Genomic DNA, 22,506 nt, shown 5'->3' with positions numbered 1-22,506 from the left:
CTGCTCGGAGTCCCACGGGTCGGCGAAGCACCCGCTGCGGGTTCCGCCCGCGGGTACGCCGCGGGCCGCCGGCCGCGGGTTCGTGCACCGTTTCTGTCGGACCCCTCCCCTAGCGTCCGCGGTGATCGATCGACGACCCACCGACTCGACCCACCTCACCGAAGGAGGCGTGATGATCGTCGACTGCGACCGCTGCCAGGTGCGTGACACCGCCTGTGGCGACTGCGTGATCGGGGTGCTCATGGACGTGCCCGAGATCGACCGCCCGATCCCCTACCTGCCCGTGGAGGCGCCGGGTCCCCCGGTCCGGGCCGAACACCCGGGCGGGCCGGCAGGCGGTCCGCTCGAGTTCTCCGAGCCGGAGCGCCGCGCGCTGCAGGTTCTCGCCGAGCAGGGCCTGATCCCGCATCTGCGGTTGGTGGAGGCCGGGGCCGCGCGGGCCGAACCGCCCGCCGGCCCCGTGCTGCCGATGCCGGTGCTGCCTCCCCGGCAGCGCGATGCGGGCTGATCGGCCGCCGGCGCCGATCGTGGCAGCGGCGGGACCGCCGGCGGCATCGGCCGCGGCGCCGGCTCCGAGGCGGCCACGGCCGGTCGCCGGCCGGGCGGTCCGGTCAGCCGCCGAGTCGGCGCAACAGCACGGCGGAGGGCACCGAGTGCGCTCCGCGGCGCCGGACCGAGCGGACGACCTCCTGGTCCGACGTCGCGACCAGCAACGGCCTGCCGTCCGGCTCGGCCGCGACGAGATCGCGGATCACGTCGTCGGCGAGCACCCCGGCCTCGCTGAACAGCACCCGCACGCCGCGGCCACCGCGCAGCGGGGCCGCGCTGACCGCCGCCCCGTCGAAGACGACGGTGATCTCGGCGCCGGTGCGCGCGCCCAGCGCCCCGAGCTGGCCGACCAGGCGGGCCCGCTGATCAGCCAGCGGAAGATCGGGGTATCCGGTCTTGCTCACGTTGTAGCCGTCGACGATCAGATGCACCGACGGCATCGCGAGCAGCGTGTCCAGGGCGGCGAGCCCGTCCACCGGCAGTCCGGCCCGTCCGCTCGCCGCCGCGACGCCCGCGTCGACCGGGCCGGTGCCGGCGACGAGATCGGCAGGCCGTGGCCCCCCGGCGCCGACGTCGAGCTCGCGGCGCAGACCGGCGATCGCGCCACCGACCGTGTCGAGCAGCAGCTCCAGGCGCACCTCGTCGCCGCGCCGGGCCTCGCGCGCCGCCTGCCGCGCCGCGGCCACCTCGCGCACCGCGGCGTCCGCCCGCCGGCGCTCGGCGTCGGCCCGCTCCCGCTCCCGCTCGGCGTCCGCGCGTGCGGCGGCCAGCCGCTCGTCCGCACCCGCACGCAGCATCTCCACCTCGGCCTCCAGCTCGGCCCGGGCGTCCAGCGCCGCCCGCAGGCGCGCGCCCTGCTCGCTGACCCGGCGGCGCATCTGCTGGTACTCCATCTGGTGCTCGGCGATCGCCGAGCGGGCCCGCTCACGCTCCTCGGCGAGCTCCGCCTGTGCGCGCTCCAGCTCGGCGGTGACCTTGTCGACCTTCGCGATCGCCTCGTCACGCTCGGCACGAAGCGAGGACAGGTCGCCGGTCTGCTCGGCCTCGGCCACCCGCCGGCTCGCCAGCGGGTCACCGGTGAGCAGGGCGACCGCCGCGGCGTCGAGCTTGTCGACCGGGGCGGGTAGCCGCGCCGGATCCGCGGCCGGCTCCCCGCCGGCGGGGCCAGCGGACGGTCCGGCGTTCTGCGCCGTGTCCTGCTCGGAGGGCGCGCCCGCACCCCCGGCCGCCGGGGGGAGCTCCAGCTCGCCCGGCCGGTTCTCCGCCCACCAGGCCACCACGGCGGCCCGGAACGCAGCGTCCTGTTCGAGCCTCGCGACCAGTGCCTGGCCGCCGTACCGGGCACGCTTCGCCGGCGTGAACCGGGCGAACCGGCGTAGCGGGCCGGGCACGTCCGCCGCGGGCATGCCGGCCAGGGCGGTACCGGCGATCTCGGCCAGTCGGAAGCGCAGCGGTGCGGTCAGCGGCGGCCAACCGTCCTCGGGGTCGTCCCGGGCGGCGCGCGGCCCCGGAAAGGCCTCCGGAGTGCCCGGCGTACCGGTGGGCGGCGGGCCCGACGGCGCGCCGGGGCCCGCAGGCTCCGGTTGCTCTCCGTCGTGGTGCGCCATCTGTCAAGGCTAGCCCCGACCGTCCCGGGTCGCCGCCGCCCGCGCCGGTCCGGCCGCGACCATGACCGAAAGGTGGCCGGCCCGGATCACCGCAGGAGCCGCCCGCGGCAGTCGTGCCGGACCGCGTCCACGTCGTGCCCGGGCCGATGCCACCGCACCGGCGGTCCCGGTCGGCAGCTCGGCCCGCAGCGCGATCCGGGCGGCGGACCCGCGCACTCGAACATACTGTCGGACGGTGGCGCTACCGTGCCGGCCGTGACCACCTGCTCCCCGCAGCTCACCTTCGACGAGCTGGGCACTCCCCTGCGCGACGTCACCTTCTGCGTCGTCGACCTGGAGACCACCGGTGGCAGCCACCGAACCGATGCGATCACCGAGGTCGGCCTGGTCGCGGTGCGCGGCGGTGAACGGCTCGCCGAACTGTCGACGTTGGTGGCCCCCGGCACACCGGTCCCGCCGGACGTGTCGCGGCTGACCGGCATCACCGATGCGATGCTCGCCGGGGCGCCGCCGCTGGGGGCGGTCCTGCCCGGTGTGCTCGACCGGTTGCGCGGGGCGGTGCTGGTCGCGCACAACGCGCCGTTCGACACCGGGTTCCTGCGCGCCGCCTGCCGTCGGCAGGAACGCCCGTGGCCGTCGCCGCCGGTGCTGTGCACGGCCCGGTTGGCCCGTGCGGTGCTGCCCCGCTCCGAGTGCCCCAGCGTCGGGCTGGGTGCGCTCGCGGCGCACTTCGGCTGCGCCACCACACCCGACCACCGTGCCCTCACCGATGCCCGGGCCACCGTCGAGGTGCTGCACCACCTGCTGGAGCGGATCGGGAACCTCGGCGTGCAGAGCCTCGAGGAGCTGCTCCAGCTGGTGCGCGACCGTGCACCGCACCGGCCGACCACCGCCCAGCGCCGCCGCAGGCACCTCGCGAACGACGTGCCCTCCGCCCCCGGGGTGTACCTGTTCCGGGACGCCCGCGGCGAGGTGCTCTATGTCGGCACCAGCGGTGACCTGCACCGCCGGGTCCGCTCGTACTTCACCGCGGGAGAGCGGCGACGTCGCGTGCGGGACATGGTCGCGCAGGCCGAACGGGTCGACACCGTCGTCTGCGCCCATGCGCTGGAGGCGTCGGTGCGGGAGCTGCGATTGATCGCGGCCCACCGTCCGCGCTACAACCGTCGCTCCCGCAATCCCGGCCGGGCCTGGTGGGTGGTACCGACCGCGGAGGCTTTCCCGCGGTTGTCGGTCGTCACCACACCACGGCCGGGTGCGCTCGGGCCGTTCGGCTCGCGGCGCGCCGCCACCGACGCGCTGGACGCCGCGCTCGACGCGGTGCCGCTGCGCCGGTGCACGATCCGGATCCCTTCGCGCACTCCCACGGCCACCCCGTGTGCCCTGCACGAGCTGGGCCGCTGCGCCGCCCCGTGCGCCGGTCTGCAGTCCGCCGAGGAGTACCGGCCCGCCGTCGAGTCCTGGTGCGATCTCGTCTCCGGCCGCGACGACACCCCGTTGCGGGCACTGGCCGCCGAGATCGAGGCCCGCTCCGCGGACGGGCGCTACGAGGCCGCGGGCCGCGTGCGGGACCGGTTGGCCCACCTCGCGGCCGGGCTCGACCGCGCGGGGACGCTCGCCGCGCTGGCCGGCCTGGACGAGGTCGTCGGCGCCCGGCCCGACGGTGCCGGTGGCTGGGAGATCGCCGTCGTCCGGCACGGCCGGTTGGCGGCCGCCGGGAACGCGCCGCGCGGGGTCCGGCCGATGCCGGAGATCGAGTCGCTGCGGAGCAGCGCGCAGACCGTGCTGCCGGAGCCGGGGCCGCTGCGCGGGGCGCATGCCGAGGAGGTGCGGTTGCTGCACCGCTGGCTCACCGGCGGCGGGACCCGGCTGGTGCGCAGCGATCCGCCGTGGGCCGAGCCCGCCCACGGCGGCGGCCGGTGGCGGTCCTGGGTGGAACGGGCCAGGGATGCGGCACACCGCACGGGCGAGGCGGAACCGTGATCGCCGGCGGTGCGCAGGCCCGCGCCTCGTACGGACCGGGATGTGCTCGGCCCCCTGCACCCGGGGCGCACGAGGAAGGAGGGGCCCCGCCGATGGCGGGGCCCCTCCTTCCTCGTGCGTCTCGTGCGTCGCGCTCAGTCGCCCGGCTGCTGCGGCCGACCACCGTCGTCCGGCCGCCCGGAGAGTTCCTCCGTGCTCCGGGACTCCAGTGCCCGCCGAGCCGCCGCGCGCTCCTCGCGCTCGGCCAGCTCCCGCTCGTGGGCCTCGTGCCGGGCCTGGGCCAGCGCCCGGGACTCGTCCGCGGGGTCCGGCGAGAGCAGTGAACCGGGGACCGGCTCACCGGCCGAGCCCAGCTGGTTCATCCGCTTGGGCACCGACGAGCCCTGGTACTCGAGCGGGATCGGGTGCCCGTGCGAGTCGACACCGGCCAGCGGCTGGTGCACCTCGATGAACTCGCCGTGCGGGAGCCGCTTGATGATGCCGGTCTCGATGCCGTGCTCCAGCACCGCCCGGTCCGACTTCTGCAGGCCCAGGCACCAGCGGTAGGTGACCCAGTACACGATCGGCGGCACGATCAACAGGCCCAACCGGCCCGCCCAGGTCGTCGCGTTGAGCGAGATGTGGAAGAACAGCGCGATCCAGTCGTTGAACCCGCACATGACCAGCCACAGGTAGAACGAGATGGCCATCGCGCCGAGCGCCGTGCGGACCGGCACGTCGCGCGGGCGCTGCAGCAGGTTGTGGATCGCGTCGTCCCCGGTGAACCTGCGTTCGATCGCCGGATAGGCCGCCGCCACGAGGAACAGCACCGGCAGGAAGCCCGCCGTCGGGATGAACGCGGACGGGATCGTGTACGTGTCGAAGAGGTAGAACTCCCACGGCGGGAAGATCCGGGCCATCCCCTCCGACCACAACATGTAGAAGTCGGGCTGTGAACCGGCGGAGATGTGCGAGGCGTCGTACGGGCCGATCGACCAGATGCCGTTGATCTGGAACAGGCCGCTGACCAGGCAGATGACACCTGCGGTGACGGCGAAGAACGCGCCGCCCTTCGCCGCGAACTGCGGCATGATCCGCACGCCGACGACGTTGTTCTCGGTCCGGCCCGGCCCCGGGAACTGGGTGTGCTTCTGGTACCAGACGAGCCCGAGGTGCACCGCGATCAGCGCGAGGATGATCCCCGGCAGCACGAGCACGTGGATGATGTAGAGCCTCGGGATGATCTCCGTGCCGGGGAACTCGCCACCGAACAGGGCCCAGTGCACCCAGGTACCCATGACCGGGACCGTGAGCGTGATGCCCGAGGCGATCCGCAGACCGACTCCGGAGAGCAGGTCGTCGGGCAGCGAGTAGCCGGTGAAGCCCTCGAAGGTGCCCAGCAGGATCAGGACGATGCCGATGACCCAGTTCGTCTCTCGCGGCTTGCGGAACGCGCCGGTGAAGAACACCCGGAACATGTGGATGATCATCGAGGCGACGAAGAGCAGCGCGGCCCAGTGGTGGACCTGGCGCATGAACAACCCGCCGCGGACCTCGAAGGAGATCTCCAGCGCCGACTCGTAGGCGCGCGACATGTGGACGCCGCGCAGCGGGTCGTACGGGCCGTTGTAGACGATCTCCTCCATCGAGGGATCGAAGAACAGCGCCAGGTACGTGCCCGACAGCAACAGGATGATGAAGCTGTAGAGCGCGACCTCACCGAGCATGAACGACCAGTGCGTCGGGAAGACCTTGTTGAACTGCTTGCGCAGCCCCGCCGCCGGGTGGAAGCGCTGGTCGAGCTGGTCCAGCGCCTCTGCGGCCTTGGACGACCCCCCTCCCGGGGAGGACGTCGGAGTGGTGATCGAACTCATGTCGTCTTCGGCCTCTCCCAGAACGCAGGTCCGACGGGCTCGACGAAGTCGCTCTGGGCGACGAAGTAGCCCTCATCGTTCACCGTGATCGGCAGCTGGGGCAGCGGGCGGGCCGCCGGACCGAAGACCGGCCGGGCGTCCTCCGTCGCCAGGAACTGCGACTGGTGGCAGGGGCACAGGATGCGGTTGTCCTGCGCCTGGTACAGCGACGTCGGGCAGCCGACGTGCGTGCAGACCTTCGACCAGGCGTAGAAATCGCCGTAGTTGAAGTCCTCCTGGCCGGGCCGGGCGTTGACCACGGTGCCGGGCCGGAGGCGGATCAGCATGACCGGTGCGTCGGAGGCGCGCTGCGCGTGCAGCAGCGCCGTCTCGTCCCCACGCTCGCTCTCCCGGTACGGGAAGACCGTCATCATCGAACCCGGCTCCATGTCCTCGGGCCGCACGCGCGCGATCTCGCTGAGGATACCGGTGTCGGTGCGCAGGTACACGGTCTCGCCGTTCTCCGAGCGCCATCCGGTGTGCCACAGCGGGGCCTCGTCACCCTCGGCCCACGGGTTGCGGACGATGCCGCCGAGCGCGGCGACACCGGTGCCGATGCCGACCACCGTGGCCGCGAGGCCGGCACTGCGGATGATCAGCTTGCGCCGCCCGAGGGTGGTGCTCCTGCCGGCGTCGGCGAGCTGCGCGATCACCGTGCGGCGGTCCACCTCGTCGGAGGGGCCGTCGTGGCGCTGCTGGACCGAGACCTCGTCCGGGAACAGCTTCTTCACGGCCTGGATCACCGCGATGCCCAGTGCCAGGATCGAGAACCCGAAGGTGAACCCGATCACCGGGGTGTACAACGAGTAGATCGTGTAACCGGGCTCGCCGACGTTCACGTACTCCCACGGCCACCAGATGAAGGCGACCAGGAACGCGAGCCCGGACAGCGCCGAGATCACGAACCACAGCGCGACCGTGCGCTCGGCGCGCTTCTCCGCCCGCGTGCCCGGGATCGGGAACTTGGGCGTGTTGTGCACGACCTCGACCTCGTCGAGCTCGCCAGCCAACCGGGCCAGCTGCTCGTGCGACATCTCGTCGAGCTCCTCCCGGGTCGGACGCCTGCCCGGCCCGGTGCTGACCTCGCTGCTCAACTCTTCGCCCCCAACCAGATCGCGAACCCGACCAGCCCGGACATGACGACCACGAACACGAACACACCCTCCGCCGTCGGGCCGAGGCCCAGCAGGGAGTAGCCACCAGGGTTGTTGGTCTCGTTGACCGACTTGATGTACGCGATGATGTCGCGCTTCTCCTCCGGCGTGAGCTGCTGGTCGGAGAACCGCGGCATGTTCTGCGGACCGGTCTGCATCGCCGTGTAGATCTGCGACTCGCTGGCCGGGGCCAGCGCCGGGGCGTACTTCCCGGACGACAGCGCACCGCCGACACCGGTGAAGTTGTGGCAGGACGCGCAGTTGAGCCGGTACAGCGTGCCGCCGCGAGCCGGGTCGTCACCGCGCAGCGCCTCGCCGCGCTCGGCCGGGGTGACCGGGCCACCGCCGTTGGCCTGGATGTAGGCGCCCAGCGCCTCCAGGTTCGCGCGGCCCTCGGCGGTCTCCGGGTCGAAGATCGGCAGCGGCGGCTTGCGGGCGGCCTGTGCCTCCTGGCGGGCCATCGGCATCCGGCCCGACGACACCTGGAAGTACACCGCCGCGTCGCCGACGCCGATCAGGCTCGGCCCGCGGTCCTGCTCGCCCTGCAGGTTCGCGCCGTGACAGCTGATGCAGGTGTTGTTGTAGAGCTGCTCACCCTTCGCGATCAGGGCGGCGTCCGGCTGTGCCTCGGCGACCTGCGGCTGGGGCGCCAGAGCGGTGTAGAGGAAGCCGACGGTCACCAGGCTGAGACCGATCGCGAGGGCGCCGGCGATCCGGCGGTGCATCTTGCCGTGCGGGCGGGATCGGCGTCCGGCGTCCTGCTCGGGCCGGCCGCCCGGTGGTGGGTTCTGGGCTGCGCTGTCAGCGCCCTCGGGATTCTCGGTCATCGCTCGGGGTCTTCCAACCTGGACGTCGTGGCGGGTGCGGTCATGGGGCGGCCGGCTAGCGGATGAAGTAGATGACGGCGAACAGCGCGATCCACACCACGTCGACGAAGTGCCAGTAGTAGGACACGACGATCGCGGCGGTGGCCTGGGCCGGGGTGAACTTGCTCAGCTTGGTCCGGATGAGCAGGTAGACGAACGCGACCAGGCCGCCGATCACGTGCAGGCCGTGGAATCCGGTCGCCATGTAGAAGACCGACCCGTACGCGCTGGACGCGATGGTCGTGCCCTCCTCGACCAGCAGGACGTACTCGTACGCCTGGCCGACGACGAAGATGGTCCCCATCAGCAGCGTCAGCAGGTACCAGCGGCGCAGCCCGAACACGTCGCCACGTTCGGCGGCGAAGACGCCGAACTGGCAGGTGAAGGAGGACGCGACCAGGATCGTGGTGATCGTCAACGCGTACGGCACGTTGAGGTGCGTCGGCTCCGGGGGCCACGGGCCGTCGTTCTGCGCACGCGCGGTGAAGTACATCGCGAACAGCCCGGCGAAGAACATCAGCTCGCTGGCGAGCCAGACGATGGTGCCGATGCTGACCAGGTTCGGGCGGTTCAGCGAATGGATCCGCGAGCTGATGTGGGGTGCCGCTGTCGTCACGCCGGGCATTATGACCCGAGCCGAACTTCTACGGCTTGTCGGGATACCCATCGGCGCATCACGATCGGCGAACGGTGCCCGTGATCAGCCGTTCCTCCGCCGGGCCGGAGCGGCGCGGCGGCGTCGCGCGCGGCCGGCGAGGGTGGGACGAACGGGGGCGCCGCCGAGTTCCCGGCGCCGGTCGGCCGGGCCCGTGCACCGACTACTATCCGCCGGGTGGCGAGCGGAGCAGCGGCAGAGATCGGCGGCGCGACCGGCGGACGGGCGAGCGGCACCAGCACCGTGCTGGTCTACAGCCACCGTCCGGAGGTACGCGAGGGCATCATCAACGCGGTCGGGCGGCGACCCGCGCCCGATGTCGGCCGGGTGACCTACCTCGAGGCGAGCGGCATCGCCGAGGTGCTCGCGGCCTGTGACGCCGGCGAGGCGGACCTGCTGGTCCTCGACGGCGAGGCGCAGCCCACCGGTGGGATGGGCGTCGCCAAGCAGCTGCGGCACGAGATCGTCGACTGCCCGCCGATCGTGCTCACCGTGCGGCGCCGCGACGACCGGTGGCTGGCCACCTGGTCGGAGGCCGACGCCGTCCTGGTGCACCCGCTGGACCCGATCGAGTCCGCGGAGGTGGTCGCGCAGGTGCTGCGCGACCACCGCGCCGGCACCCTGACCGCGCAGCAGAAGTAGAAGGACGCACCGCGTGAGCGCACCCACCTGGCCCTCCGTGATCGGCCGGCTGGTCAGCGGCCGGGACGTCGGCACCGAGGAGGCCACCTGGGCGATGAACCAGGTGTTCGCCGGCGAGGCGACACCGGCCCAGCTCGCCGGTTTCCTCGTCGCGCTGCGCGCGAAGGGCGAGACCTCCGCCGAGATCTCCGGCATGGCCGACGCCATGCTGGCGCACGCGCTGCGGGTGGAGGTACCCGGCCGCGCCGTCGACGTCGTCGGCACCGGTGGCGACCAGGCGCACACGGTGAACATCTCCACGATGGCGGCGATCGTCGTCGCGGCCGCCGGCGCGCCGGTGGTCAAGCACGGCGGGCGGGCCGCGTCGTCCCGGTCCGGCACGGCGGACGTGCTGGAGACGCTCGGGGTCGCGATCGAGCTGACCCCCGCCGCCGTCGAGCGGTGCGTCGCCGAACTCGGTATCGGGTTCTGCTTCGCGCAGGCGTTCCACCCGGCCATGCGCCACGCCGGTGGCGTCCGCCGCGAGCTGGGTGTGCCGACCGCGATGAATCTGCTCGGGCCGCTGTCCAACCCGGCCCAGCCGGCGACCGGGCTGATCGGCTGCGCCGACGCGCGGCACGCACCCGCGATGGCGGAGGTGTTCGCCCGGCGCGGCAAGTCGGTGCTGGTCGTCCGGGGTGACGACGGCCTCGACGAGCTGACGACCACCACGTCCAGCTCGGTCTGGATCGCCGAGGGTGGCGAGGTCCGGCGGGCCCGGCTGGATCCGGCCGATCTCGGGGTGCGCCCCGCCACGCCCGAGGACCTGCGCGGTGGCACCCCCGAGGTGAACGCAGCGGTGGTGCGCGACCTGCTGGCCGGGAAGACCGGTCCGGTGCGCGACGCGGTGCTGCTCAACGCCGCCGGCGCGCTCGCCGCGTACCGCGGGATCGGGGACGATCTCACCGCCGCGATCGGCGATGCGCTGGACGCCGTCGCGCAGGCGGTCGACTCCGGCGCCGGTGCCGACCTGCTGGCCCGCTGGGCGGCGCGCTCCACCGAGCTCGCCGCCGGTTGATGCCCGGCGCGCAGCGGTTCGGCCCGCTCCGCCGCACCGTCTAGCCTGAACGCGACCACCGGTCCCGACCCGAGGGGGAGCCCCGCCGTGATCACCGCGATCGTCCTGGTGCACACCGCTGCCGACCGGATCCCCGAGACCGCGCAGGCGATCGCGGACCTGGACGGGGTCGCCGAGGTGTACTCCTGCGCGGGCGACGTCGACCTGATCGCCATCGTGAAGGTGCGCGAGCACGAGCAGCTCGCCGAGATCATCGCGGGCAAGCTCAGCCGGGTGGAGGGCGTGATCGGCACCGACACGCACATCGCGTTCCGCTCGTACTCCAAGGCCGACACCGACGCGGCCTTCGCCATCGGGCTGGACTGACCGCTCCGCCGCCGACTCCCCCGCTCACGACGGCGGTAACCGGTGTGGCGCAGGACGCACGCACTTGCTAATGTGATCGTCATGCGCCCCGTCGAGCACATCCTTGCTCCGGTCGCAGCGCTGCTCGCAGCACGACTTAGCGCGGCAGTAGCACTGCGCGTCGGCTGATCCAGGCCGCCGACGCGCCGCGCCCCATCCAGGCGCACCCCTCCCGTCCACTGTCATGACGGTCGAGACCTGGCTCGTGTTCTGAGCCTCATTCGCGCAACGCACGGAGCCCTTCCATCATGAGCATCACCGCCGACCGGCCCACCACCTTCACCTTCCCCACCGCCTCCGGCGACCCCACCGACATCGCCGCCCGGATGCCGCGCCGGCACACCGTCGTCACCGGCGACGGGATGGACGGTGTCATGGCGCTCGCCACCGCCCTCCAGACCTGCGGCCGCGCGCTGCGCGAGTTCTCGGTCGACGTCCGCGAGGGCGTCGCCTACAGCTCGGTCACCTGCACCATGTCGATGACGCCCGCCGAGGCCGAGGAGTTCGAGCGCCGGATGCTCGCCATGCCCGGTGTCCTGGCGGTCGACCCGTACTGAACCCCGGCCGGTGCGGACGCCGCACGCCGTGGCGTTCCGCTCACGGCCGCGGCCGCCGCTCCCCCACCGGGGCCGAGCTCAGGACCGGGCGCCGGTCCCACGAGCGGCGTCGAGCATCGACGCCCGATCAGCGATCTTCACCCGGTCGGTGCCTCCGCGCCGGGCGCCCAGCTCGATCTCGGCGGCGTCCAGCCGGAGCCAGTCCTCCCACAGCACCGGCTCGATCCCGTACTCGCGCAACCGGTCCAGCACCGCATCGCCGCCCGGGCGGGGTGGCGTCCCCAGGTCCGGCAGATCGGCCAGTACCGAGGCGGCGGTCTCCGCCCCGTCGCCCTTGTTGGTGCCGATCACCCCGGTCGGGCCGCGCTTGATCCAGCCAGCCACGTAGCTGCCGCGCAGCGGCTCCCCGCCCAGCACGACCCGCCCCGCCTCGTGCGGCACGGTCCCGGTCGCCGCGTCGAACGGGAGGCCGTCGATCGGCTCGCCGGAGTAGCCGATCGCCCGGACCACCAGGCCCGCGTCCAGCACCTCGGTCTCCCCGGTGCCGCGGACCCGGTCGCCGTCGGTGATCTCGTTGCGCTCGACCTCGACGCCGGTGACCCGGCCGTCGGCCCCGAGCAGGCGGACCGGTGAGCGCAGGAAGCGCAGGTGCAGCCGCCGGCGCCCACCCGGCCCCGGCGGGGTGCGCGCCCACTCGGTCAGGGTCTCGACGACCTGACGCATCCGCCGCTCCTCCGGCTCCGGGACACCCGCGGCGAGCACGCCGTCGTCGTGCACCCGGATCTCGACGTCGTCGAGCTTGGCCAGCGCACGCAGCTCGGCCGGGGTGAACTTCACGTGCTGCGGGCCGCGGCGCACCAGGACGTGCACGTCGGTGACGGCGCCGGCGCGCAGGGTGTCGAGCACCGCGTCGTGGGCGTCGGTGGCGGCCAGGTCCTCCGGCGGGCGGGCGAGCACCCGGGCGACGTCGAGCGCGACGTTCCCCGCTCCGACCACCACCACGCCGGGCCGGTCCAGGGCCGGGCCGGGACCGCTCGCGTCGGGATGCCCGCAGTACCAGGACACCAGGGCGCCGGAACCGATCGAACCGGCCAGCTCCTCCCCCGGCACGCCGAGGTCGCGGTCCACCGCGCTGCCGGTCGCGTGCACGACGGCGTGGTAGTGCTCGCGCAGCACCTCGCCCGGGATGCCGCCCTCCCCCACCTGCACGTTGCCCAGGAAGCGGACCCGGTCGGTGTCGTCGAACGTGGTGACCAGGGCCCGGATCACCGACTTCATCTTCAGATGGTCCGGGGCGACGCCGTAGCGGACCAGGCCGTACGGGGCGGGCAGCCGGTCGATGATGTCGACGTGGACGTCCGGATGCCCCTCCAGCAGGGCCTCGGCCGTGTACAGCCCGGACGGGCCGGAGCCGATCACCGCGACCCGGTACGGGCGGGGGGTGGGCACCTGCGCGGACGTCACGATCGCACCTCCGTGAACGGATGGTGACGACGCTAACAGCCACCCGCCGTCCCGGCGATCACGCTGCGGGGCGCAGTCCCGATCCCGTCGCGCGGACCGCGGCACGCCCGTCGGGCAGCAGCAGCTCGGTGCGCACGGCCCAGAACCGCCGGCCGTCGCGGATGGTCGTGGAGCGCGCCCGCAGCGTGACGTCGACGTGCACCGGCCGCAGGAACTCGACGGTCAGCGACAGCGGGCGGGCCGACGCCTCCCCGAGGTGGGCAGTCTGCGCAGCGGCGGCGAACCCGCTCAGCACCGCGCCGTGGGTGGTGCCGTTGAGGTTCACCGTGGACGGTCCCGGGGTGAACACGGCGTCGGCGCCGTCGAACTCGAGCTCCTCGGGTCGCAGCCGTTGCGGGTCGAACGGTGCGAGCGCGGAGCGGAAGTCGGTGCCGGGGCCGGTCGCGTCGTCCCGGGAGCCACGGGCCTCCGGGTCGAGCGCACCACCGGGCCGGGCGAGGCCGCCGGGCCGGTCCGGAACGCCGGTGACCGCCATGCTGACGACGGCGTGGGCGACCAGCACACCGGTGTCGTCGCGCATCTCGGCGCGGCCGATCCCGATCTCGTCGTCGAGGTGCAGCAGGGTCAGGTCGGCGGTGAGCCAGGCGGCGTGCGGTGCGGGCGTGGCGGCGAGGTCGAGGCGCAGCTCCACCGTGGGAGCCCCCGCGCGCAGCTTGCCGGTGGAGAACACCAGGTAGCCGATGCCGGAGTCGGCGAGCAGCGCGGGGAGCAGGGGCAGCACCCGGCCGTCGGCGACGCGGACACCGTCGTGCAGCGGCAGGCGCAGCCGGACCTCGTCCCGGGTGGACGCCGGATCGGGCGCCATCCCCAGGCCCGTCTCGACCGGGGCGCGGCGCATCCGGTCCGTGGTGGTGGTGGTCGTCGCTGCCGGTCCGGTCATCCCGTCATCGTGCGATACGGACACGTTTCGCAGGCGACGGCGGCCCTGTGGAGTAGCTCACGCGGGCTGCTGCTCGTCGCGGTTGCAGCGGAAGGTGCTCCGGTAGTCCGCGGGCGCGACCCCGAGGGTCCGCCGGAAGTGGTGACGCAGCAGGGCGGCGGTGCCGAACCCGGCGCGGGCCGCGACGGCGTCCATCCCGAGATCGGTCTCCTCCAGCAGGGTGCGCGCGTGCAGCACCCGCTGCGCGGAGATCCACCGGTGCGGGGTGGTTCCGGTCTCCTCGACGAAGCGGCGGGCGAAGGTCCGCTCGGACATCGCCGCCCGCCGGGCGAGCGCTGCGACGCTGTGCTCGGCATCGAGGTGTTCGAGCAGCCAGGCGAGCACCGGGGCGAGCGAGTCCGCGGTGTTCTCGGGCACCGGCAGCTCGACGAACTGGCGCTGGCCGCCCTCGCGCTGCGGCGGGACGACCATCCGCCGGGCGATGCCGTTGGCGACGGCGCCACCGAGCTCGCGGCGCACCAGGTGCAGGCAGGCGTCGATCCCGGCGGCGGTGCCCGCGCCGGTGACCAGGTCGCCGTCGTCGACGTAGAGCGCGTCCTCCTCGACCAGCGCCTCGGGATGGGCCGCACGCAGCTCGTCGGCGTGCTTCCAGTGCACCGTGCAGCGCCGCCCGGCGAGCAGCCCGGCGGCCCCGAGCACGAACACGCCGGAGCAGACCGACAGGATCGTCGCGCCGCGGGCGCGGGCCTCGCGCAGCGCGTCCAGTGCGGCGGGCGGGAACTCGCGCAGCGCGGTCGCGGCGACGCAGACCAGGTCGGCGCCGGGCAGCGCGTCGAGGCCGCGTTCGGGGGTGATCGTGAAGCCGTTGCGGGTGGTGACCGGCCGCCCGGCCACCATGCCGCAGACCGTCCAGTCGAGCACCGGCAGACCGTCGTCGGAGCGGTCCAGACCGAAGACCTCGCAGAGCACGCCGAACTCGAACACGGCGAGCTCGTCGAGCACGAGCACCGAGACGCTGCGCAGCATTCGCCGACGGTAGGACGGCAGGAACCGCCCGGTCCAGCGACATCCTGCCGGTCTGCGTCGGTATCCGGCCACGGGCGGCGTGCCGGGCCACAGGCCGCTCCGCATCGCCGGCCGTCGTGCGTCGCCGTCCGCAGGCCGGGTGCCGGTCGGGATCGGGTGAGCGCACGCACCCGTGGGAGTCGGCCGTCAGGCCACCGGGCTCCGGTACCGGTTGGCGGGCCGGTCCAGACCGAACCGGTCCCGCAGCGTGCCGTCGTAGGGCGCGGGGGCCCAGGTGTCACCGAGCGCGGGCAGCAGACCGTCCACGATCTCGTCGACGCCCGAGGGCAGCGCCAGCGGGACGAACACGAAGCCGTCGGCGGCGCGTTCCTCCGCGGCGTCGCGCAGCAGTGCCGCCAGCTCGGCCGGGTCGCCGACGTGCCGCAGTGTCGACGCCGAGGTGTCCGCGCCGGCCGGGGCGAGCCGGTCCAGCTCCGCGAGCCGGCCCTCCGCACCGGGCCCGAGCAGCGTCTCGACGTCGAGCAGCACCGCGACCTGCTCGGGATCGCGGCCCGCGGCGGCGACGGCGGCCCGCACCCGGTCCCGGGCCTCGGCCGCCGCGGCGACGCCGTCGGCGGTGACCCGGACGACGTCGGCGTACCGGGCGGCCACCGCCAGCGCCTCCGGCTCGTCACCGTGCAGCACCGTGAGCGGGTGCCCCTGCGGCGGCCGCGGGGTGATCGAGGGCCCCTTCACCGAGAAGAACTCACCGATGAAGTCGATGTGGTGCAGCTTGTCCCGGTCGACGAACCGGCCGGTCGCGGCGTCCCTGATCTCGGCGTCGTCCTCCCAGGAGTCCCAGAGCCGGGCGACGACCTCGGCGACCTCCCCCGCCTCCCGCCACAGCGAGCCCGGCTCGCGCGGGTCGGTGGTGCGGCCGAACAGGTCGGCCTCGGCGCGGGTCCGCGACACGTCGGGCTGCCAGCCGGCCCGGCCGGTCGAGACGAAGTCGAGCGTCGCGATCGCCTTCGACAGGTGGAACGGTTCGGTGTGGGTCACCGTCACGGTCGGCACGATGCCGATCCCGGGCACGACCGGCGCGACCCGGGCGGCGACGCCGACGGCGTCGAGGGTGCCGGGCAGGGCCGCCGGGTCGGCCGAGGGCGGGAGCAGCGAGTCCGGCAGCGTGACCAGGTCCAGCCCGCCGCGGGCGGCGGTGCGCACCAGCTCGACGTGGTACCCGGCGCCGAACAACCGTTCGGGATCCCCGGTGAGCCGCCACCCGCCCGGGTGCCGTCCCCCCGCGCCGAGTTCGACCGCTAGGTGCAGACGTCCGCTCACCGTGCCTCCGCTCGCTCGTGCGCTCGTGCCTCGTCGTGGCCAACCGGAGCGGCCACCCCGGTGTTCCCGGCCGCCCGTCAGCCCGCCGCGCGCAGGTCCAGCTCGATCGCGGCCACGCAGGCCCGCAGCTCCGGGAGGACCTCGGAGCGCAGCGTGGCGGTGTCCCTGCGGGAGGCGTGCGTGGAGACGTTCACCGCCGCCGCCACCCGCCCGGTGCGGTCGTGCACCGGCACCGCGATGGACCGCAACCCGGCCTCCAGCTCCTGGTCGACGACGCAGTACCCCTCGGCACGCACCCGGTCCAGCTCGGCGCGCAGCGCGCCCGGGCCGGCGACCGTGTGCTCGGTGAGCGCCTCGGGCCGCAGACCGTCGAGGTAGCGGTCCAGGGCCGGCTGCGGGAGCGCTGCGAGCAGGACCCTGCCCATCGAGGTCACGTACGCCGGGAAGCGGGTGCCGATGGTGATCGTCACCGTCATGATCCGGGAGGTGGGCACCCGGGCCACGTAGACGACGTCGTAACCGCTCGCCGGGTCGCCGTCGAGCACCGAGACCGACGCCGAGTCCCGGACGGCGGCGACCAGCCGTTCCAGGTGCGGCGCGGCGACCTCGGGCAGGCCCATCGCCGACAGGTACGACCAGCCGAGCTCCAGCACCCGCGGCGTCAGCGTGAAGAGCCTGCCGTCGGTGCGGACGTAGCCCTCGTCGACCAGGGTGAGCAGGAACCGGCGGGCGGCGGCGCGGGTGAGGCCGGTGGACCGGGCGACGTCGGCGAGCGTCTGCTGGGGGCGGTCGGCGTCGAAGGACCGGATGACGGCGAGCCCGCGGGCCAGCGAGCGGACCTGCTCGCGGCGCTCCTCGCTCACCGCGGCCGCCCGGCGAGCACCCGGTCGACGAGCTCGACGGCGTGCCCGCTGCCGGTGCCCACCGCTCCGGCGGCGAGCGCGAGGTTGCGGGCCATCGCCTCCGGGTGCACCCGCAGCCCGCTCAGGCTGACCCGCAACCGGGACGCCGCGCCCGCGGTCACCCGCAGCAGCTCGGTGAGCGTCCCCCACTCGGCGTGCCAGGCCCCTGCCGCCCGCTGGAGCTCGTGGTCGGCGTTGGCCAGCAGCGTCGCGACCAGTCCCGGCGCCCGGCGGGCAGCGGCCCGCGCGGTGATCGCGGCGGCCGGGTTGCGCTTGTGCGGCATCGACGACGAGTCACCCGGTGCCGCCTCGGACACCTCTGCGACCTCGGTCGCCGACAGCAGCACGACGTCGGTCGCCGGCTTCGCGCAGGCCCCGGCGGCGACGCCGAGGGCACCGGCGAGCTCGCCGATCCGGGTCCGCTCGGTGTGCCACGGGACGCCCTGCGGGGCGAGCCCGAGCCGGGCCGCGAGCCCGTCGGCGACGACCGGGCCGTGCGGGTGCGACGCGGCGAGGGTGCCGGCGGCGCCGCCGAACTGGACGGGCAGCTCGTCGAGCAGCCGGTTCAGCCCGGCGCGGGCCCGGTCCAGACCGGCGCACCAGTTCGCGGCGACCAGGCCGAAGGTGGTCGGCAGCGCCTGCTGGCCGAGCGTGCGGGCGGCGCACGGGGTCGTCCGGTGGCCCGCGGCGAGCGCGGCGGCGGCGTCGGCGCAGCCGGCGAGGTCCTCGACGATGCGGTGCCCGGCGCGGCGGGTAAGCAGCATCAGCGCGGTGTCGAGGACGTCCTGGCTGGTCGCGCCCGGGTGGATCGCACGCTCGGCGCCCGGGGCGATCCGCGCCGCGGCCGCCTTCAGGCGCTTGACCAGGGGGATCACCGGATTGCCACCCTCGGTGGACTCGGCGGCCAGCGCCGCGGGGTCGACCCCGGCGACGGCGGCCACCGCGCGTTCGACACCGTCGGCGTCGTCCGGGTCGACGCTGCCCTGCTCGGCGGCGACGGCCGAGAGCGCCAGCTCGACCTCCAGCAGCGCGGCGATCCAGGCGGCGTCGTCGAGCAGTGGATCGACGCGCGCGGTGCCGGACAGCGGACCGAACAGACTGTTCGACATGCGCACGATGGTACGTAGTGCGGACAGGGAGAATGGACTCCGTGCTGACCCACATCCTGCTCGATCTCGACGGCACCCTCGTCGACTCCGCCCGCGGCATCCTCGGCTCGCTGCGCCGCGCCATCGACGAGGCCGGCCTGGACGTCCCGGAGTCCGCGCTGGGCACCCACCTGCTCGGCCCACCGCTCTACCGCTCGCTGCCGCCGATCCTCGGCGACGAGGGCACCGCCCGGGTGCTGCCGATCTACCGCCGGATCTACGGCGACGAGGACGGCTGCCTGGACTCCACCCCCTACCCGGGTGTGGAGGCGCTGCTGCGCGCGCTGTCCGACGCCGGCGTGACGATGGCGCTGGCGACCAGCAAGGCCGAGCCCTCGGCCCGCAAGATCCTCGCCCACCACGGGTGGACCGACCTGTTCGCCGAGATCGTCGGCGACACCCGCACCGCGGACCGTCCGACCAAGGGCGCGGTCGTCGCCGAGGCGCTGCGCCGGCTCGGCGGGCCGACCGGCGCCGACGAGCCGTTGATGGTCGGCGACCGACTGCACGACGTCGAGGGTGCGGCCGAGCACGGCCTGCGCTGCGTCGGCGCGGGCTGGGGTTACGCCGAGCCCGGTGAACTGGTGGCCGCGGGGGCCACCACGGTGTACGCATCCGCGGACGAACTGCGCACGGCTCTCCTCGGCTGAGGACCTCCTGGTCGGGTCGGGTTCGCGACCGGTAGACACACCGCCATGACCGTCGTCTCCCTGCACCGGTACCCGGTGAAATCCATGCTCGGCGAGAGCCTCGACCGGGCCCACGTGTCCGCACGCGGACTGCTCGGTGACCGGGCGCTGGCCGTGTACGACGTCGGGTCGGGCACCGTCGCCAGCGCCAAGGTGCCCCGCCTGTGGTCGGACCTGCTGGGCTTCTCCGCCCGGTTCGCCGCGGACCCGGAACCGGGCCGGCCGCTGCCCGCCGTCGAGATCCGGTTCCCGGACGGATCGATGCTGCGCTCCGACGACACCGGGATCGACACCGCGCTCTCCGCCGCGCTCGGCCGGGAGGTGCGGCTGATCGCCGAGCCGCCCGAGGGCAGCCAGTTCGAGGAGGTGTGGCCGGAGATCGAGGGCCTGCCCGTCGACCAGCTGGCCCCCGAGCAGCTGATCGCGGCCACCACGGCGCGGCACGAGGAGACCGGTGAGCGGGTCAGCCGGTTCGACGTCTCCGCGTTCGGCGCACCCGGCACCTTCTTCGACCTGTCGACGCTGCACGTGCTCACCGAGTCCACCCTGGACCGGCTGCGCGAGCTCGCCCCGGACGCCGACTTCGATCCCCGCCGGTACCGGCCCAACGTCGTCCTGCGCGGGGAGGACGCCGGGTTCGTCGAGAACGACTGGCCGGGCCGGGAGTCGCTGATCGGCGGGGCCCGGGTGCGGTACTCCTTCGCCACCATGCGGTGCGTGATGACCACGCTCGCCCAGCGGGACCTGGAGCGGGACCCGGAGACCCTGCGCACGATCGCGAAGCACAACCGGATCGAGATCCCGCAGGTCGGCGGGGTGTGGGCGTGCGCGGGGGTGTACGCCGACGTGGTGACCGACGGTGAGATCGCGGTCGGCGACGAGCACTCCGCTCCCGTCGCGGGCTGAGCTCGGTCCGCCGCCCCGAGGTGACCGGCCACGCCGACTGGTGTTCGCAGAGCGAACGATTGTACGTAAGTCGAACGAGCCGGTACTGTGCCGCCCGACGGAGGTGCGAGATGGACAAGGTGGTGGCATCGGCCACGGAGGCGGTCGCCGACATCGGCGACGGCGCGTCGCTGGCGGTCGGCGGGTTCGGCATGTCCGGGGTCCCGACGGTGCTGATCGCGGCCCTGCTGGAGCAGGGCGCGACGGACCTGGAGACGATCTCGAACAACCTCGGTGTCGACGGGTTCGGTCTGGGCACCCTGCTCGCCGCCGGCCGGATCCGGCGCACGATCGGCTCCTACGTCGGCAACAACAAGGAATTCGCTCGCCAGTACCTGGCCGGCGAGATCGAACTGGAGCTGACCCCGCAGGGCACCCTCGCCGAACGGTTGCGCGCCGGTGGCGCCGGGATCCCGGCGTTCTTCACTCCCGCCGGCGTCGGCACCCTGGTCGCCGAGGGCGGGCTGCCCTGGCGCTATGCGGCCGGCGGTTCGGTCGCGGTGATGTCACCGGCCAAGGAGGTCCGCGAGTTCGACGGCGTGCCCTACGTCCTCGAGCACGCCCTCACCCCCGACTTCGGGCTGGTCCACGCCTGGAAGGGCGACCGGCACGGCAACCTCGTCTACCGGCGCTCGGCCCGCAATTTCAACCCCGACGCGGCCGCCGCGGGCCGGATCACCATCGCCCAGGTCGAGCACCTGGTCGAGCCCGGTGACATCGACCCCGACCACGTCCACACCCCCGGCATCCACGTCCACCGCGTCGTGCACGTGCCCGACATCGAGAAGCCGGTCGAGTTCAGGACGGTGCGCGAGACATGAGCCTCACCCGCGACGAGATGGCCGCCCGCGTGGCACGCGAGCTGCCCGACGGCGCCTACGTCAATCTCGGCATCGGCATGCCCACCCTGGTCCCCGGGCACATCCCGGCCGGACGCACGGTCGTCCTGCACTCGGAGAACGGCATCCTCGGCGTCGGCCCCTACCCCGACGACGACCAGGTCGACCCCGACCTGATCAACGCCGGCAAGGAGACCGTCACCGTCAACCCCGGCGCCGCCTTCTTCGGCTCCTCCGACAGCTTCGGCCAGATCCGCGCCGGGAAACTCGACGTCGCCGTGCTCGGTGGGATGCAGGTCGCCGCCAACGGCGACCTCGCCAACTGGGCGATCCCCGGAAAGATGATCAAGGGAATGGGCGGCGCGATGGACCTCGTGCACGGCGCCCGGAGCGTGATCGTGATGATGGACCACGTCTCCCGCGACGGCACACCCAAGATCGTCGAGCGGTGCAGCCTGCCGCTCACCGGGCTGCGCTGCGTCACGAAGGTCGTCACCGACCTCGCCGTCATCGACATCACCACCGAGGGCCTCACCCTCGTCGAGACCGCCCCCGGCGTCACCGCCGACGAGGTGCGGGAGAAGACGGGGGCGCCCCTGCGCTGCTGACCGGTGCGGGGCTCCCCGGCCGCGGTTCAGCCCCGGTCCGCCCGCCGGCCCATCGTCACCGGCATGCTCGTCAGGCCGCGGACCAGCGTCGACTCACGATAGGTCAGCTCGTCCGGGGCGGCCGCGAGAGCCAGGTCCGGGCGGTCGGCGAACAGCCGCCCGATGGCCACCCGACCCTCCTGCCGGGCGAGCTGGGCGCCCAGGCAGAAGTGGATGCCGTGCCCGAAGAACACCCCGCCGGAGGCGTCCCGGGTGATGTCGAGCCGGTCGGGATCGGCCACCCAGTCACCGTCCCGGTTGGCTGCGGCCAGGCCGAGCATGACCATCTCACCGGCCGGGATCCTCACCCCGGAGTAGGTGACGTCCTCGGCGGTGAACCGGACCGGTGCCTGTGCGACGGGCGAGTCGAACCGCAGGAACTCCTCGACCGCCGAGCCGATCAGCGACGGGTCCTGGGCCAGCAGCGTCCGCTGGTCGGGGTGGGTGAGCAGGGCGAGCACGCCGTTGCCGATCAGGTTGACCGTCGTCTCATGCCCGGCGATGAGCAGCAGCATCGCCATCGCGACGAGCTCCTCCTGGGAGAGCCGGTCACCGTCCTCGTCGGAGACGGCCAGCAGCGACGAGAGCAGCGCGTCGTCCGGCTCGGTGCGCTTGCGCTCCAGCAGATCGGTCAGATAGGCGTGCAGCTTGCCCATCGCGGCGTTCTTGTCGTCGGCCGGCGACTCGTCGACGAGGATCGACGACCAGGCCGAGAAGTCGTCCCGATCCTCGGCGGGCACGCCGAGCAGCTCGCAGATCACCTGGACCGGGATCTGGAACGCGTAGTCCCGCATCAGGTCGACGGTGCCGTCCTCGGGCAGCCCGTCGAGCAGGCCCTCGGCGATCTCGGTGATCCGCGGCTCCAGCTCGTTCATCCGGCGCACGGTGAACGAGCGGCTGACCAGCTTGCGCAACCGGGTGTGATCCGGCGGGTCCATGAGCAGCATCATCGGTGTCGGTGCCGCGGGCATCCCGGCCCGCTGGTCCTCGGGCAGCGTGTAGCGCCAGTCCTTGGACAGGCGCGGGTCGACGAACGCCTCGCGGACGTCGGCGTAGCGGGTGAGCAGCCACATCGGCCCGTCCGGCAGCGCGAGCCTGCGCACCGGCTCCTCGGCCCGCAGCGCCGCGTAGGCGGGGTGCGGGTTCTGCCAGAAGGTGCCGGAGAACAGGTCGTGCTGCTCGGAGCCGGTGGTGGTCAGCGCCATGTCCCTCATCGTGC

Annotated in this window: 22 protein-coding genes; 10 read left to right on the top strand and 12 right to left on the bottom strand. The window is 73.8% G+C overall.

Annotated features, from left to right (window positions below):
- The first annotated feature begins 172 nt into the window (after positions 1–172).
- Positions 173–508: a hypothetical protein gene (locus AB0J24_RS16570; protein WP_358681880.1), complete on the top strand. Its 336-nt coding sequence runs from the start codon at positions 173–175 to the stop codon at positions 506–508.
- Between the two features lie 103 nt (positions 509–611).
- Here the strand turns inward: AB0J24_RS16570 and AB0J24_RS16565 are convergent, their stop codons facing one another.
- Positions 612–2,156 (bottom strand): NYN domain-containing protein, encoded by a 1,545-nt coding sequence (locus AB0J24_RS16565; protein WP_358681878.1) that lies wholly within the window; start codon positions 2,154–2,156, stop codon positions 612–614.
- A gap of 255 nt (positions 2,157–2,411) precedes the next feature.
- Here AB0J24_RS16565 and AB0J24_RS16560 point away from each other — a divergent pair, with 255 nt between their 5' ends.
- Complete coding sequence (locus tag AB0J24_RS16560; protein WP_358681875.1) at positions 2,412–4,139, top strand: DEDD exonuclease domain-containing protein; 1,728 nt, start codon at positions 2,412–2,414, stop codon at positions 4,137–4,139.
- 134 nt (positions 4,140–4,273) lie between these two features.
- On the opposite strand, the gene AB0J24_RS16555 is transcribed toward AB0J24_RS16560, so the two are convergent.
- From AB0J24_RS16555 to AB0J24_RS16540, 4 genes are all read right to left on the bottom strand, one after another.
- A complete protein-coding gene (locus AB0J24_RS16555) occupies positions 4,274–5,992 on the bottom strand; it encodes a cytochrome bc complex cytochrome b subunit (RefSeq protein ID WP_358681872.1) in 1,719 nt (572 codons plus the stop codon).
- Positions 5,989–7,125: a Rieske 2Fe-2S domain-containing protein gene (locus AB0J24_RS16550; protein ID WP_358681869.1), complete on the bottom strand. Its 1,137-nt coding sequence runs from the start codon at positions 7,123–7,125 to the stop codon at positions 5,989–5,991. Before AB0J24_RS16550 ends, AB0J24_RS16555 begins: the two co-directional genes overlap by 4 nt.
- Positions 7,122–7,910 (bottom strand): cytochrome c, encoded by a 789-nt coding sequence (locus AB0J24_RS16545; protein ID WP_358682002.1) that lies wholly within the window; start codon positions 7,908–7,910, stop codon positions 7,122–7,124. Before AB0J24_RS16545 ends, AB0J24_RS16550 begins: the two co-directional genes overlap by 4 nt.
- Positions 7,911–8,067: 157 nt before the next feature.
- Positions 8,068–8,676, bottom strand: a complete 609-nt coding sequence (locus AB0J24_RS16540; protein WP_358681866.1) for a heme-copper oxidase subunit III — start codon at positions 8,674–8,676, stop codon at positions 8,068–8,070.
- A 273-nt stretch (positions 8,677–8,949) separates the two neighbouring features.
- Between AB0J24_RS16540 and AB0J24_RS16535 the strand changes: the two genes are divergently transcribed.
- The 4 genes from AB0J24_RS16535 to AB0J24_RS16520 all read left to right on the top strand — a co-directional run bounded on the left by AB0J24_RS16535 (position 8,950) and on the right by AB0J24_RS16520 (position 11,367).
- Positions 8,950–9,348, top strand: coding sequence for a hypothetical protein (locus tag AB0J24_RS16535; RefSeq protein WP_358681999.1), 399 nt, complete (start codon positions 8,950–8,952; stop codon positions 9,346–9,348).
- Positions 9,349–9,361: 13 nt separating this feature from the next.
- Complete coding sequence (gene trpD / locus AB0J24_RS16530) at positions 9,362–10,405, top strand: anthranilate phosphoribosyltransferase (RefSeq protein ID WP_358681864.1); 1,044 nt, start codon at positions 9,362–9,364, stop codon at positions 10,403–10,405.
- Positions 10,406–10,492: 87 nt separating this feature from the next.
- Positions 10,493–10,771, top strand: coding sequence for an Lrp/AsnC ligand binding domain-containing protein (locus tag AB0J24_RS16525; protein ID WP_358681861.1), 279 nt, complete (start codon positions 10,493–10,495; stop codon positions 10,769–10,771).
- A gap of 287 nt (positions 10,772–11,058) precedes the next feature.
- Entirely contained in the window at positions 11,059–11,367 is a 309-nt protein-coding gene (locus AB0J24_RS16520; RefSeq protein WP_358681858.1) for a hypothetical protein, read from the top strand.
- Between the two features lie 78 nt (positions 11,368–11,445).
- On the opposite strand, the gene AB0J24_RS16515 is transcribed toward AB0J24_RS16520, so the two are convergent.
- From AB0J24_RS16515 to AB0J24_RS16490, 6 genes are all read right to left on the bottom strand, one after another.
- Positions 11,446–12,831: an FAD-dependent oxidoreductase gene (locus tag AB0J24_RS16515; protein ID WP_358681855.1), complete on the bottom strand. Its 1,386-nt coding sequence runs from the start codon at positions 12,829–12,831 to the stop codon at positions 11,446–11,448.
- A gap of 58 nt (positions 12,832–12,889) precedes the next feature.
- Positions 12,890–13,771 (bottom strand): acyl-CoA thioesterase domain-containing protein, encoded by an 882-nt coding sequence (locus AB0J24_RS16510; RefSeq protein ID WP_358681852.1) that lies wholly within the window; start codon positions 13,769–13,771, stop codon positions 12,890–12,892.
- A 57-nt stretch (positions 13,772–13,828) separates the two neighbouring features.
- Positions 13,829–14,797, bottom strand: coding sequence for a helix-turn-helix domain-containing protein (locus tag AB0J24_RS16505; RefSeq protein ID WP_358681849.1), 969 nt, complete (start codon positions 14,795–14,797; stop codon positions 13,829–13,831).
- 186 nt (positions 14,798–14,983) lie between these two features.
- Positions 14,984–16,117: an LLM class flavin-dependent oxidoreductase gene (locus AB0J24_RS16500; RefSeq protein ID WP_358681846.1), complete on the bottom strand. Its 1,134-nt coding sequence runs from the start codon at positions 16,115–16,117 to the stop codon at positions 14,984–14,986.
- Between the two features lie 77 nt (positions 16,118–16,194).
- Positions 16,195–16,980 (bottom strand): IclR family transcriptional regulator C-terminal domain-containing protein, encoded by a 786-nt coding sequence (locus AB0J24_RS16495; protein ID WP_358681843.1) that lies wholly within the window; start codon positions 16,978–16,980, stop codon positions 16,195–16,197.
- Complete coding sequence (locus AB0J24_RS16490; protein WP_358681840.1) at positions 16,977–18,128, bottom strand: lyase family protein; 1,152 nt, start codon at positions 18,126–18,128, stop codon at positions 16,977–16,979. Before AB0J24_RS16490 ends, AB0J24_RS16495 begins: the two co-directional genes overlap by 4 nt.
- A gap of 32 nt (positions 18,129–18,160) precedes the next feature.
- Here AB0J24_RS16490 and AB0J24_RS16485 point away from each other — a divergent pair, with 32 nt between their 5' ends.
- The 4 genes from AB0J24_RS16485 (at position 18,161) to AB0J24_RS16470 (ending at position 21,248) form a co-directional block, all read left to right on the top strand.
- Positions 18,161–18,817 (top strand): HAD hydrolase-like protein, encoded by a 657-nt coding sequence (locus tag AB0J24_RS16485; protein ID WP_358681837.1) that lies wholly within the window; start codon positions 18,161–18,163, stop codon positions 18,815–18,817.
- Positions 18,818–18,862: 45 nt separating this feature from the next.
- Positions 18,863–19,762 carry an MOSC N-terminal beta barrel domain-containing protein gene (locus AB0J24_RS16480; RefSeq protein WP_358681834.1) on the top strand — a complete coding sequence of 300 codons (900 nt, stop codon included), beginning with the start codon at positions 18,863–18,865 and terminating at the stop codon, positions 19,760–19,762.
- Positions 19,763–19,872: 110 nt separating this feature from the next.
- Positions 19,873–20,622, top strand: a complete 750-nt coding sequence (locus AB0J24_RS16475) for a CoA transferase subunit A (protein ID WP_358681831.1) — start codon at positions 19,873–19,875, stop codon at positions 20,620–20,622.
- Entirely contained in the window at positions 20,619–21,248 is a 630-nt protein-coding gene (locus AB0J24_RS16470) for a 3-oxoacid CoA-transferase subunit B (protein ID WP_358681828.1), read from the top strand. The genes AB0J24_RS16475 and AB0J24_RS16470 overlap by 4 nt, the downstream gene beginning before the upstream one ends.
- Positions 21,249–21,274: 26 nt before the next feature.
- On the opposite strand, the gene AB0J24_RS16465 is transcribed toward AB0J24_RS16470, so the two are convergent.
- On the bottom strand, positions 21,275–22,492 hold the full coding sequence (locus tag AB0J24_RS16465) for a cytochrome P450 (protein WP_358681825.1): 1,218 nt from the start codon (positions 22,490–22,492) through the stop codon (positions 21,275–21,277).
- Positions 22,493–22,506: the final 14 nt, after the last annotated feature.

It is taken from the genome of Pseudonocardia sp. NPDC049635 (assembly GCF_040659795.1).
GTDB lineage: Bacteria > Actinomycetota > Actinomycetes > Mycobacteriales > Pseudonocardiaceae > Pseudonocardia.
The sequence above is the reverse complement of the archived record's forward strand: the minus strand, read 5'-3'. Positions and strand labels throughout refer to the sequence as shown.